This is a genomic window from Spirochaetales bacterium, from assembly GCA_016930085.1.
Classification (GTDB): Bacteria; Spirochaetota; Spirochaetia; order SZUA-6; family JAFGRV01; genus JAFGHO01.
The window spans coordinates 68,728-82,684 of record JAFGHO010000008.1 but is presented as its reverse complement, the minus strand read 5'-3'; the positions used below and the strand labels follow the sequence as shown (position 1 = coordinate 82,684).

At 46.2% G+C, this 13,957-nt stretch carries 10 protein-coding genes and 1 tRNA gene; 1 reads left to right on the top strand and 10 read right to left on the bottom strand.

What is annotated here, in order from left to right; all coding sequences use genetic code 11:
* Positions 1-75 precede the first annotated feature (75 nt).
* From JW881_00875 to JW881_00865, 3 genes are all read right to left on the bottom strand, one after another.
* Positions 76-1,695 (bottom strand): SpoIIE family protein phosphatase, encoded by a 1,620-nt coding sequence (locus JW881_00875; GenBank protein MBN1696038.1) that lies wholly within the window; start codon positions 1,693-1,695, stop codon positions 76-78.
* Positions 1,696-1,871: 176 nt separating this feature from the next.
* A complete protein-coding gene (locus tag JW881_00870; GenBank protein MBN1696037.1) occupies positions 1,872-3,929 on the bottom strand; it encodes a HAMP domain-containing histidine kinase in 2,058 nt (685 codons plus the stop codon).
* 97 nt (positions 3,930-4,026) lie between these two features.
* Positions 4,027-4,263 (bottom strand): hypothetical protein, encoded by a 237-nt coding sequence (locus JW881_00865; protein MBN1696036.1) that lies wholly within the window; start codon positions 4,261-4,263, stop codon positions 4,027-4,029.
* 241 nt (positions 4,264-4,504) lie between these two features.
* Between JW881_00865 and JW881_00860 the strand changes: the two genes are divergently transcribed.
* Positions 4,505-4,577, top strand: a tRNA-Met gene (locus JW881_00860).
* A 103-nt stretch (positions 4,578-4,680) separates the two neighbouring features.
* Here JW881_00860 and JW881_00855 read toward each other — a convergent pair.
* The 7 genes from JW881_00855 to JW881_00825 form a co-directional block, all read right to left on the bottom strand.
* On the bottom strand, positions 4,681-5,700 hold the full coding sequence (locus JW881_00855) for a flagellar protein (protein MBN1696035.1): 1,020 nt from the start codon (positions 5,698-5,700) through the stop codon (positions 4,681-4,683).
* A gap of 108 nt (positions 5,701-5,808) precedes the next feature.
* The gene (locus JW881_00850) at positions 5,809-6,345 is read right to left on the bottom strand and encodes a GerMN domain-containing protein (protein MBN1696034.1); all 537 of its coding nucleotides are present in this window, start codon (positions 6,343-6,345) and stop codon (positions 5,809-5,811) included.
* Positions 6,342-7,397, bottom strand: a complete 1,056-nt coding sequence (locus JW881_00845) for an N-acetylmuramoyl-L-alanine amidase (GenBank protein ID MBN1696033.1) — start codon at positions 7,395-7,397, stop codon at positions 6,342-6,344. The genes JW881_00850 and JW881_00845 overlap by 4 nt, the downstream gene beginning before the upstream one ends.
* Positions 7,385-9,010, bottom strand: a complete 1,626-nt coding sequence (locus JW881_00840; protein MBN1696032.1) for an ATP-grasp domain-containing protein — start codon at positions 9,008-9,010, stop codon at positions 7,385-7,387. The genes JW881_00845 and JW881_00840 overlap by 13 nt, the downstream gene beginning before the upstream one ends.
* Positions 9,007-11,541 carry a methyltransferase domain-containing protein gene (locus JW881_00835; GenBank protein MBN1696031.1) on the bottom strand — a complete coding sequence of 845 codons (2,535 nt, stop codon included), beginning with the start codon at positions 11,539-11,541 and terminating at the stop codon, positions 9,007-9,009. Before JW881_00835 ends, JW881_00840 begins: the two co-directional genes overlap by 4 nt.
* On the bottom strand, positions 11,466-12,431 hold the full coding sequence (locus JW881_00830; protein MBN1696030.1) for a hypothetical protein: 966 nt from the start codon (positions 12,429-12,431) through the stop codon (positions 11,466-11,468). The genes JW881_00835 and JW881_00830 overlap by 76 nt, the downstream gene beginning before the upstream one ends.
* Positions 12,406-13,896, bottom strand: coding sequence for a spiro-SPASM protein (locus JW881_00825; GenBank protein MBN1696029.1), 1,491 nt, complete (start codon positions 13,894-13,896; stop codon positions 12,406-12,408). The genes JW881_00830 and JW881_00825 overlap by 26 nt, the downstream gene beginning before the upstream one ends.
* Positions 13,897-13,957: the final 61 nt, after the last annotated feature.

The following is a 13,957-nucleotide window of genomic DNA, read 5'->3' as shown; positions in this document are numbered from 1 at the left end:
TCGTTACGTAAAAAGCCATCGTGACCAAAACAACGTGAAAAATAAAAAAGAAACCGTCAATGAGCTGTTTATCAATCAAATCCCCATTTTTTCGAGTTTTTTGATATAATCGTCGACGTTTTTGAAATCTCCGGCGATCTCTTTTAATTTCAACCAGCAGGCTTTTGCTTCCTCATATTTTTTTTCTTTATAGAGAATGATGCCGAGAAAATAGTATCCCTGAACATAAGATCGATTCAACTCGATCGCCTTATTCAGGCATTCTTCCGCTTTCTCGAAATCTCCGAATATTCCGAATACCTGTCCCAGATATGAGTACGCACCGGAAGAATTGCTGTCGAACTTGATGATCTTCAGAAATTCGTTGACGGCGGCACTGTATTGTTTTTCCTTGACATATTTCCTTCCGTTTCTAAATGCGGTATCGATAATTGTTTTCAATTTTTCTTCGGAAACATCCTCCGGATCCGGTATTTTCAACACATCGAGCATGATTATTGTCCGGTCATCCTGGGCGGGGGCGTCGACGGAAAATGCATTGAGCTCATCGATCAGTAAATCGATAAACTCTTTCGGCCTTTTGTTCTTGTGTTTTTTCAGCAGCTTGATCAGTCGTTCAATGCCGAAAAAATCTCCGTTTTTATTACGGGCTTCGGTTATTCCATCGGTAAAAAACAACACCTTGTTTCCATTTTCAAGCTGGAACAAAGATGAATCATATTCCGCTTCTTCAAATGTTCCGATAATCGTACCCTTTTCCGTTTTCCCCAGTTGTGATATTTCGTCCTTTTTTGGATCGTAGCAGATTGCGAAATCATGGCCCGCACAGGTACTGGTAATAATCATCGTATCGAGGTCGACGATACTGTAGAAGGCGGTCAGGTACAAACCCGTTTCCTGTAATGTTTTCGTCACTTCATTATTCACTTGAATAAAAACGTTCTCCGGTACCGCAAACTCCTTTGCGTAACGTTCGAAATATACCTTGATCATTGTCGTGATAAGTGCGGACGGAACACCGTGACCGGAAACATCGGCGATCAGTATTCCGAGTTTGGAAGCATCGGGTCTGAAAAGATCGAAATAGTCCCCGCCCAATTCATCATTCGGTATCGAGACACCCCATATTTCCACATACTCGTTGCGAAGAAATTCTTTGGGAATAATCGCTTTCTGGACCGTCTTTGCGACATTGAGTTCCCGTTCCATTTTTGTCTTGTATTCTTCGAGTACCCTTCGCTGTTCCTTTATTTTTTTCAGCGCCGCATCGAGATCGATCGTCGACTGCATGATATTGTCATACGTCGATTCAATGACCTTCTCGAACTCCTTTTTCTTTGTAATGTCCTGTATCACGATAACCGCGTAATGTGTTCCTTCTTCCGTGAAGGAAGATCCCTGGAGATGAAAAACGGCGGCCTTGCCGTCCTTTTGAACGATCGTGACATCAAAATCATTAAACGGACGATCGTAACAATTACTCAGTTTCGCAAGCGAAAGCTCGCGATATTTTTCATCCTTGACAATACTGTCGAACAATTGCGTACCGATCAATTCGCTTTTTGTATATCCGGTAACGGTCTCGACAAAATCATTCACATAGATGACCTTTTTGTTTTCATCAAAAAGGACAAATCCGATTTCCACTTTACCCATCGTGACTGCAGAAAGTAAAGTCGTTATTTCTTTTTCCATGATACCCCCAAACCACATACTTTTATCGTTTGCGGCAATTGTCTTTCATGTTGAATCAATTGCCAATCCCTTTCCGTTAATTGTAATATACGAGAAAATGACAGCATGATACCTATTATTATATTGATTCCGCTTCCAATTTCAATTATTTTCTTTTTTTAACCCCGATACCGAGGCTACCGCGCGGATTTGAATGTGAGGATGACGTATGTTTTCCTTTCGTTTCCGCTGATTTCAATGCTTCCCGAGTTTTTTTCAATGAAAATTTTACTCATAAAGAGTCCGAGGCCAAAATGATGTTCTTTTGTCGAATAAAACGGTTCAAAAAGACGTTTTCGGTTTGAGCCGGCGAGACCGGAACCCCTGTCGGCTATTTTAATCGTTACACTACCCGCTTGCCTGCATACATCGACCGTTATGCACGCGGATGTCGACGTACATGCTTCCTGCGCGTTTTGAAGAATGGCGGTGAGTGCATTGATTATTTCAGCCGGCCGGCATTGAATCCTGACACCTTTTTCAACGGTAATCGGGATTTTTGTATCGGGAAATAATTTTTTTATTTCACAAACCGCCTGTTTTACCAGGGTGCGGCAATCGATCGATGTTACGATCGACGGGGTTTCGCGGACCGTACCGGAAAACCGGTCGCACAATAAAAGACAATCCAAACACCCTTTGTGTATGACGATAATCGTATGTTCCATATCCCTGATTCTTTTTTTATACTTCAACGCATCGTATCCGCTGTCTTTTGATTTGAGTTGGACCAGAGAACCGAGTCTGCCTTTCATAAGCATACATCCCTTTTCCACCCGAAGGATGGTGTTTTTTATCACCCGCGTCATTCCCCTGACCACGCCTGCAATATCGTGTAATTTTTCCGTCTGGAGGGCCGCGGTGAAATTTTCTTTTAATTCCCCGAATGCCGCAGTGATATCCGAATAACTTTTTTGTAATTCGGAAAGCGATAATTCCGGAAACGTTGCCTGAATCGAATTCGTTGTTTTCCTGTCGTATTTTTTTTTCACAATAACGCTAATCGATAATGCGAGGGGAAGAAGAAACAAAAAAAGAAGAAAGGCACTTACCATCAATGTATATCGCGGGGGCATAACGGATGCTGAAGCCATCAGTGTAGTCAGGGGTACCAGGCACGTCGAATACATGAACAGGGATCCCGCGACCACCAGAATATACGCAAGTGATTTAGGCATTACGGCGCGTCCGTCCTCCGAAGATTGTCGAATGATCCCGATCAGGTAAAATACGGCAAATATGATAAAGAAAACGGATGAATAATAATCAAGACTCATATTCCGTATGCCCGTATATTCCAAAATCCGGGGCAGCTGTTCAAAAAAGAACAGAGGACCCATCCAGAGAATAAATCCTGAAAGGATCCAGTCGGTTTGTTTTTTTATACGCGCTGCGGCGCGTGCACGCATCAGCAGTAGTATGACTAACGCGGATAACAAGCCCAAAACGATATAGTTGATTTTTTCCGCTTCGGCCAGGATCACAAACCACCGATCCTCACCGGTGACTGACCATACATGAAAAACATATACCCGAAAAAAAAGATAGATGATAAAAAGAAAAAGGAGGATAATCGCATCCGAGGTTGTTTTTTTAACCCTGTCTTTTTGCGTCGTCAACCTGAGGCAGAAGTAAACCGCCCAGAAAACGAACAATTCCGTGTGGGACAGTATGAACGAAAAAACCGACGTGTAAGAAAAAGGAACGACACAACCGCCCATCATTGCGAGGATCGCGGCGGAGGCCATGACGCTGTGTTCGAGACGATCATAAAATGCGAAGCAAAGGTAAAAACCGATGTATCCCGCTACACACGACGACAGAACGATCAGCATCCATTCCACGCGGAAGAGGTTGAAGTACGGTGAAATCGTTATCCGGTACGGCATGGAATCGTCGCGCAAAGCCAGGATGGTGATGGGAGAAAAATCGGTTTTGCTATAAAGAATCTTTAATGCGTCTCCAACCGTGTGGATTTCCATCATGTCGATCGACTTTATACGGTCTCTCCCGCTGATTAGGCCTGAAGTGACTGCCGGAGAAAAGGGAAATTCCGTCCGGAAATACACAGCATCGTCTTTCACCGTGAATGGGGGGTGTTTCAGATGAAACCCCGTGTATGGTGTCTGGAGAAATCTGAAACAATAATAGACCGAAGTGAGTGTACAGACGGAAAATAAACCGAAAAGAAACATGCGCAATATCGGGCGTACAGGCTGCTTGTCGGCGGTGTGAACATATGGTTTGCATTTACGAAAACGGAACGGATGAAACACGTGCGATGTTTTTGCCTTATTCTAGAAGGCGATCCGCTTCCGCTTCAAGATTCGATGTGTTGTCAATCTGGCCTTCGATTTCGTCGATTTTTTTGCGATAATCCTCATTATCTTTCTTAAGCGAATCGATCCTTTTCGTCGCCATTTCAACATCCGTGTAACGCGCCTCACCTTCATCTTCATCGTCCGCGTAAGCGGGGAATATTGTCACGAGCAGGATTACCAAAAGGAGAGAAAAAAAATACTTTTCCATATGGCCTCCTTGATTCGTTTATGGAATCGATTGAGTTTATCATCATTAATCATAGTCGATTATATCCGATAGTCAAGTATTCATATAAAAAGCCAAACATGTTCTCCTGTCGCTGTCATCTCTATGATGTTTTCCTGCGGGATATACATTAAAAAAGATATCCGGGGTATACCGTTAAAATAACCCGATTCTCTTGACAATTCCGGTTCATGTTGGTATAGTAGGCCGTTATTTATACTGTGGCGGTGTAGCTCAGGTGGTAGAGCAAGCGGCTCATATCCGCTGGGTCAGGGGTTCAAATCCCTTCGCCGCTATTAATACGTTTTATATATAAAAAAGGCTGTCCGGAGTGTATCCGGGACAGCCTTTTTTTATCATTTGAAATGATTCGCTGTTTCTAATGTAAACAGTACATACTTATTTCTCGCCCGTCTCTTCCTTGATTTCGGCCGTTTTCTGTCGTTCGATCACCTCGAGCAGCAACCGTTCGCCGAGACGTCTGTATTCCGCTTTTCTTCTTCTTTCGTTCTTGTCGCGGATAATACCCCATGTGGCTTCGTGGTCAATATCGGTTTCGGCACCCTCGATAACCGCATCGTCATAGGTGACTTTGATGTTTTTGATGTAGGTGATGAAGTCCCCGCCCCACGCATTCGCGTCACGGTAAATGACAAAACCGATCAGTTTGATATAGGGAACGGACCGCGGATAGAGCGGATATTTTTGCAGCGGCCTGTTTCTCACATCCTCGATATAGTTGGGATTTTCCCATTGAAGGGTCCGCCAGTCTTCGAAATTGAGATATCCGATATGAATGGTTTTCTCTTCGTAATTCTGGTCCATCAGAATGAGACCAAGCCCGTGGGGATAATTGGCGCCGTAAATATCGACGGATATCGTCTTTATGACGCCGACATTCTTTAATACGCCTTTGTTGTCGAATTTGCTGCCTTCGACATCGGTTTCATCCTCGACGACACCCTCTTCGCCCATCTCGACGTTCCCGCCCGACATTTTGTATTTTCTCTGGTAGGCCTGGATTTCAAACGGCGGTTTGATAACCGCGTACGAGTTGAAAGCCGATTCGGGAAACTTTATCCGGATACCCATGACATTAGTCCCGTCCCGTGTCTGTACGGCTTTTGCGATACAATACCGCTGTCGATCGACAATCCTGGAAGACGAAGCGAGGGTAACTCGCCAGTTGTCCACGGCAAGCGACGTCCACATTTTATCTTTCAAATGTTCCGTCGATCCGATTGCCTGTTCGCCAAAATAAACGAGTGTTTCGAGATTCTCTTCCCTTCCGTCATCCATCGATTTATTGGCGACCAATTCGTTAAAATCGATGAACGTCTCGCCCACATCACTTTGAGAAAAAACCATGTTACAGATTAATAGCCCCATGATGGTAACTAGAATAAGTAACCGTCTCATTTTGCTCTCCTTTCAAAGTCAAATTACTTTTATTGGTTAAAATTATATGAAAGTAAAATCCTTTGTCAACGATTTTATTTTTTTTTTCATTCAATCAACATTGGTGCCTTATTTCAGCAGCCCCGAATAGAATTCGACTTTTGTTTCGAATTCATCCCCCTCATACGCTATTCCGGAATCAGGCACAACCGGTTCGCCGTTCATATAGATTGAAACAGTCTTCACGCGTGAGAAATTATAATCGATATTTCCGATAAGTGCTTTCAGTATGCTGTTCGTATCGAGTTTTATTGTCGAGTCAGGGAATATCATTTCACGTGAAAAATTGAGGTATATGTGGGTGTCATCGATAAGCAGGGAGAGAAGACGGGTTTCTTTGGGAAACAGCCGCGAAAGATTCGGCAGAGAAGGCCCGAGACAGAGTTCATCGATAAAGGCGCTGATATTATGTTCGAGATCCTTCTGCTGTTTTATATAACGCACTTCGCCGTTCAATTTTCCCGAAAATATCTCCGGGAAAAAAAGTACCCTTCGCGTCCTGTCCCCCTTCTGTACACCGAACGCGATAAGTGAAATGACAAGAATCAGAAGGAGGAAGCCCGCCGTTATGTATAGATAGTGTTCGATGGTTAATTTCATTTTCATTGGGTAAATCCTTTTGTCTGTTCAAACCGATTTATAAATGTACAGATGCCATTATATATGCCGGTGGAGCATTTATTCAAGTAGCCGGGATCACTTAACAGCACGGCTTCGTCACTGTTGGTGATAAATCCAAGTTCAAGAAGAACGGAGGGCATTCGTGCGTTTCGAACGACGAACCACGATTCCTCTTTCATCCCCCTGTTGATCGTGACATTGCCCAACACGGCATCGAGACCGCCGAGAATGTCTGTGGCAAGGGTGATACTTTCAAGTGTATATTCTTCTTCCAGCATCGTGTTGAGGATGGGAATAATATCCTTTTCTTCGGTTTCTGCATCTTTTTCATCGATAAGATTCCGCCTGTAATCCGAAGGGAGATACCAGACTTCATAACCTTTTGCATTTTTATTAAACGACGCATTGAAATGAATTGATATATAGACGACCGCCTCATAATCCTCCACTTCAAGGTCATTGGCTATTTCAACACGTTCTTCGAGTTTCAGATACATATCCGTCCGGCGGGTGAGGATAATTTTCTTTTCAGGGTACCTGTTTCTGAAAAGGGAATCAAGCGTCAAAGCGACTTTGAGTGTCAAATCTTTTTCGTACAGGGTAAAGGTACCATTCTTTGTCTTGTGAGTATAAAGGGCGCCGGGATCCTTGCCGCCGTGACCGGGGTCGATGAGGATCACCTCGACATGCGGCGATGATAAGCGTTCTTTTTCCACGCGGGTGAAATACGAGGTGATTGCCGCGGCGGTTGAAGCGGGTATTACAATCCTGCCGTTTTCTCTTGATATTTTTTTAATCGACTTCAACTCCCGGTAATCGAAGAGAATCCAGGAAGCGCCGGGTTTGAATGAAACGGTACTCCCTTTTTTCGTGATCATCCCCGAATCGGTGACTGGATTCCATAATAGCCGCGCATTCTGTTCCTTCAGAAACGTTTCCATTTCAATCAGATCCTCTTCCCCGGCATAAAGGAAGGATGTGGTTATCGTCACAATGACGCCGAGTGAAAAAAGTATGTGAGGTTTTAATCTTCCCACGATATCAACCTTTGTTTACAGGAAAGATTTCGCTCAAAAGCGCGTTTCAGTGAATCGATGATATAAAGGCCGCCCTGAATTCCTCCTTTTAAAAATGCCCGCCAGAAACTTTTTCCCAGGATGCATGAACCGTGACGGCCTTCCCCTTCGAATTCAATGCCCGCAATCCGAACCAATGTCGTTATCGCATCTTTCATGAGTTCACCGTGCCAGTTCCTCACGGTTTCGTCCCCGATCGAAGGGAGTGGAAGTACTGTGATCGATTCCTGTTTTCCGATTTTATCGTCACATATAAACGGGATCATCATTTCGAATGCGTTTCTGTTTTCCGGATCATCAAGGGTGAATGCGGAAATCGTATTCACCCACGGTTCACCCGAGCGGGAGAAAAGGAAGTCTTCCGTTATCCTGTTGTCCGGCTCGAGCCTGATAATGATCTTCCGTACCGCTTCCTCGGCGCATACGATAGCCTCTTCGCGCAAGGGGGCTTTTGAGATGACGTTACCGCATTTTTCGACATTGTTTCTGGGAAACACGACCGTATCGCCCGGGCCTACCCTGCAGAACGTCGTCATGATATGAGGAGATTTCCCCGCTTCATCATAACCCGATATCGAATTGATCATTCCGGGGATCGAGATAAAGGCCCTTTCCGCAGACACATTCCTTTCCATAGTGGCCAGTCGTCCGGGCGGAAGGCCCATGGCGATGTGGAGTGCCGCTTCCGTCACTTCAATACCGGAAGAATAGGGAAACGTCCAGCCGGACATATAACCGCCCGAAAGCCGCGCCGCAATTTCCACAATGACCGGTCCGCCGGCCGTCACCTTGATATCCCCTTTGGCTGCGCCATTGACGATCCCGAGTGCCCGTATTCCCCGTTTAAACACGTCTTCCACCCTGGCGATTTCTGTTTCGGGAAGTGACGTGGGCATGGTATGACCCATCTCAACAAAATACGGAGGAAAACAGATATGCCGGTCCGCAATCCCGCAGACGGTGATGGTATTGTCGTAAATGATCGCATCCAGACTCAATTCCCGGCCGTCGATGAACTCCTCGACTATCGCTCTGCCCGAACGGGAATGAAAAACCGCGTTGCCGATTGCAGACCCGAGCTCTTCCGCCGAATCAACGCGCCTGACACCCCTGGCGCCCATGTTATCGACCGGTTTTACTACAAGCGGAAGCCGGAGTGACCTCAGTATCGAATGCGGATCGGCGGTTTTATCCGCGATGAAAAAGTCGGGGCACGGGACGCCGCCGGCTTTCAGCACGGACCGCATCTGTGCTTTGTCCGTCGCATTACAGGCGGCTTCGTAGGGAATACCGGGAAGGTTGAGTTTCTGAGCGACATAAGCAACGGTCGTCGAGAAATCGGTCCCGGCCGTAAAGATTCCGTTAAGCCCGAAGAGTTCATTGTAATACCGGGCTGTTTTTTCCATTGCCGCCAAGTCTTTCAGATCGATATGGGCAAAATGATCGGCAAGGGCTCTCCCCTCCGCCCGGGGATTTCCGTCGGCGACGATGACCCGCCACCCCTTTTCTTTTGCGATTCTGATCGACGGAAGCTGCATGGTCGAACCGCCGAGAATAAAAACCGTTTTTCTCATAACACGCCCCTTACCTTTTCCGCATATACTTCGAACGTATCACCCAGTCCTGCCGCCCTGCTTCCAAGTATCAAACATCTATTAAGCATCTTTTTCGGGTTTTTATCAATATCCTTCATCCCTGGGAACCGTTCGGGGTGGTGGCCGGTAATGACGATTTTTCTGACCGTAAAGCCGAAACGTTTCAGTACGCTTTTTACCATGCGCGGTTTCCAGAGGGTAAAGTGATCGGACGGATTCCGGCATAAAAACGATCGTAAGTCTTTTCTTGCCGAAATTCCCGAAGCACTGGGGGTCGAAAACGCAAAAAATCCTCCAGGTTTTAACAGACGGTTCACCTTGATGAGTATCTCCGAGGTGTTTTGAAAATGCTCGATCACAAACCACATTGACACGGTATCGTATGTTTCGCCGTTGGGAAACAGGCGGTCGTCCTTTTCGGTAAAATCACAGACATCGCAGTCGATCCCGAGGGTCTCTCTTACATGAACTACCGCATCCTCACATATGTCGATTCCCCTGCATCGGAAACCTTCACCAGCCGCAGCATCCAGAAACGGCCCGTACGCACAGCCGATATCCAGAAGAAAAGGGTTCGTGACGGCCCGAAGAAGCTTTTTGATAATCCGTATTCGTCTTGCTCCCGATTCCTTTATCGCCCTGAAATCCTCGAGGTATGTCTTTCCGTACTGTTTTCTGTACCCGGAAAAAAAATAGTCCCTGTCGTACCGCTGTTCCTCTTTACGGAAAAAAACGGCATGGATAATACGGCAGCCCGAACAGAGAAAATACGATTTTTCCGGAAACCGGGCGATGACCTTATTGCCCACCCTGCCGCATAGCGGACACGAGGCGTTTCCCGTCGGATACATGTCATTTATAATCGAAAGCAGTGACGGGAAATCGTTTTCTGAGTTGATGCGATAATCATCCAGCACGCGTTGGAAGGTATTCCCTGAAGCAAGAAGCCGCCGTAATTTCCCGATATCCGGTTTATGTACACCGATATGGGGAAGCCGGTAATGACCGGTAAGCCGTTTATGGTAGTTCGACGGATTAAAAAGGATAACGGGGACTCCGGCTGCAAGTGCTTCGAAACAGGTAAGTCCGAAGTGGGTGATGAGGCAATCATGTTCCGGGTAAAGGTGTTCCATCGATTCAGGATTATCGATAATTCGTACCCCTGCCGGCCACTTTTGGCTTGAAAAGCGGGGACCCCTGACAATCGTGACTGCTTCCGGTTTGTAGAATCCGTCTCCGATCAGGGTATCGGCTATTTTTTTGCTGAGAGAACCCGGATCGTCTCCGCCGAATGATATAAGTATCGTTTGAAACGGAAAAACAAAGCTTTTTTTTCTTCTCTCGGCCGCGGGAACCGTTTGAGCCGTGATATTCGGGCCATTTCTTTTTCCGCCTGACCGTACCGTCAACAACGTGTCGACAAGATATGGAATGAACGGGCGTGCGGAACCTCCCTCATCGACGGCGGCTGTTATACCGTACGCCGACATCGTTTCATATTGTTCTTTTGTCGTAGCGCGCCCGTCGATAACAATGAGATCCCATGACGGCGTTTCTTTCAGTGAAAAAACGAGCCTCTCCCGGCCCATTCCGGTGACAGCGGCCGCATCGGTATTTTTTTCTGGAATATAGAGAAAGGCATTGATATCTCCGTTGTGAAGAAGCGCCGCGCACCGCTTGAAATGTCCGATACCCCCTCCGGAAATCATCGAGGGAACAAGCAGCACCCGCTTTCCGGAAAAGGCCGCTTTTTTATTTCCGGCCTTCTTATCGTGTTCCCGCAGCCAGCGAATCACCTCATCAGGCTCCATCGGTCTCGAACGGTATAATTCATCGACGAGCCTCACGATCCATCTGTAGTCTTCTTCGGTATCAAGAGTGACCCTCGCGGACGGCATCACATATTCCGGAGGTGCCTGCTTTTCGAGAACACGATACCTGTTTCTGTTTCGATAAATATGCGTGGTCATATGTTCGCGTTCGAACGGATCCCTTGTATCTTTTTCCGAACGAAAAAGGGCCGCCGCTTCGACGACTTCGACCCCGGTTCCTATTGGAATACCGATATAATGACTCAGGTCGGCACCGGCTTCGGTATGAATATCCAAGATCCGTCTGGCAAGCAGCGGTGAAACAAGGGGGTTATCGCCTGTTGCCCTCACCACCCTCGTTACTCCATAGCGGCGTGCGGCCATACAAAATCGAAGCAGGACATCGTCTTGCGGACCTATAAAAAGTCCGAAACCTTCGGTTTCCGCATAGTGTGAAAGCTCGGGTGCGCTTTCCGCGTCGGTGAGGAGAACATAATGATCCGCGGAAACCTTCCGGAGAGCCCTCATCGCAAAGGCAATCACATTTCCCGACTTGAGCGGAAGCAGGGCTTTTCGTGGAAGACGTGTCGAATTAAGCCGGACCTGTAAAAAAATACCGGTGACTATTCTGGCACCTCCCATGTTTTGAGAAGGGTAAACGCATCGAGCCTGAATCGCTCCCTGTTCTTTTTTACCCACCTCCTTATGGTTTGAAACTCCCTGAAAGAATCGAATGGTCCGGTGTCCGAGTGAAGGATATAGGATAGAAGTTTCCGGACAGGGAGTACCCCGCTCCCCTTTTTACAGGTAATGAAGATATTTTTCAGATAAAACAATGTATATCCGTTCTTGGGTGTTGTGTCATCGGCTGAGATATCATGAGTATAGGAGAGTGTCAAATCGGGATTCAGCCTGATTGTTTCACCCCATAAAAAAGCCCTGAATCCGAAATCCATTTTCTGCCAGTATGGACTTTCAATCCGCGAATCATACCCGCCGATAGCCTTGAATTTCTTTTTATCGTAAATACCGCAGAAATCAAACGGGAAAATACTCCTGATTTTTTTCGTGGACGGCACCCATGGGACAACCTTGATATCCTTTTTCGATATGCCCGGCACCTGGATTGAGGGAATTATCTCATGCTTGACGTTTTTTAAAATCGGGACGCTGCATAGAACGCTTTTTTCATTCATTCGTTTTATGCACTCATCGGAAAGGGACGCGCGGTTTATCGCCATATTGCTCCACAGTACATAGACAAGATTGGATCGTGATTCGGAAATGCCGAGATTTATCTTTTCTCCTGCGCTAATTTTTTCCCTGAGAAGGAGAAAACGAACTTCAGGATATTTTTTTGAAAGCGGCTCGATATCGTAGGTGAGTTCGGGACCTTCAAAAAAGAGAACCTCGGTAAAAGGAACGGACCGCAGCCCCGCAATGAGATCCTCCCGATGAAACTTCCCCCCCCTGTTTAATAAGAGGATCGTCAGGCGGGGGGACTCCCCGGATCCCGGATCATAGGCACTGTCGCCCACGATCGTGTATTGAATCGAATTATATTCAGAAGTTATAGGTATAGTACTCATCGCATCGTTTGCATATATCGGGATAATCCTTTCCGGTATGAAGCCGGTAAAAACTTTCGCCGGTATTCCATATCGAATCAATGGAATCCTCAAACACGTTTCCCAGGATATGTTCCCGCCTGATATCCTCTCGGCACAGAGGAACGGTACCGTCAATCAATACAGCCATCTCCCGTTTTACATGCCAACATGGGAAACGATTAAGCGGAGAAAGATCGGTAACCTTTTTATCGGGCAGGAATTCGGAAAACGCGTCATATTTTTGGACTATCACATTCTCCGTCTCTTTATGCCAGTTTTTATAGAATTGTTCGAGATCATCCTCGTTATCTTTCATCCTAACAGCCTGGACATAGACCTGTTTTGGATTTATTTCACGCAATATCGATACCGTCCTGTATGCCTCCTCATAACCTTCTCCCCGCAGCATCCTGTATATTTCCTTTGACCATGCATCGAGACTCACGATCCAGGAACATTGTTTTTTACCGTACCGCGCGATCTCTTTTAATACGGATTCGTTCCATCCGATACCCGAGGTTTCGATCACAAGCGAGAGGGACTTCCTTTTCAGCACTTCTCCGGCGAGCGAAGCAATTTCGGGATGCAGCGCGGGTTCGCCCCAGAGTGAAAGTCCGATCACCGCATCATCAGAAAAAGTTTCGATATCGTCGAGTATAGACTTGAAATGCTTATACGACATATATCCGGTTTTTTTCCTGACCTCCCCCGCGATCAGGGGATAGGGACAATAGGTACACGTCTGTGGACATGGTTCTGAAATCTGGATTGAATAATATGCGGGTAATGTCCGCAATATCATGGGATTTTCATCGAGGAGGCGTATGATAGAAGGTTCGGATGTTGCCTTTTCGGATGCAAGTCGCTCGAGCAGCATGAAGTTTCGTTTTGTATCGGCGGTAAGAGAGACTCTGAGAAGACGTAAATCTTTCGGGGCGAGTTCAGTTTCAATATCAAAGGCATTAATGTCGGTTTTTATCAGGTTAAAGATGCTTTCTCTTGTGATGGTATCTTTTCCCTCACCGGAAAGGGTTATCAGTCTGGAAATAATATCATGAGAGATAAGTTCGGGTGTGAGTCCGTATGGATAGCCGTCTGAACAGGTATAATCTGCGAGTGACTGTTTATGGTGACGATACATTTTTCCGGCAAGGCCGGCATCGAGATACGGACAATCGGCATAACAATAAAAAATAACGTCACATCCCTTTGAAACCTCTTTGAGTGAATGGAGAAGTTCTCCGACATTCCAGGACGCTTTCGTTATAGCTTCACAGGAAGGTTGTGCAATGGTATCCATGTTACCAAGCAGAACCACTTTTTCGACATGGGGCAGCGCCCCGGCGTATGCGAGTACGGCATCAAAAGCATTTTTCCCGTCTATCAGCGTTTCATAAGTAAAACGCGTGCAGGATATCCCATTAATGACGGCGACATTTTTCATAAGCAAAAGAACTCCCGACATGCAAACATACAATGATCTTGTTTGCTTATAGTATCGACAC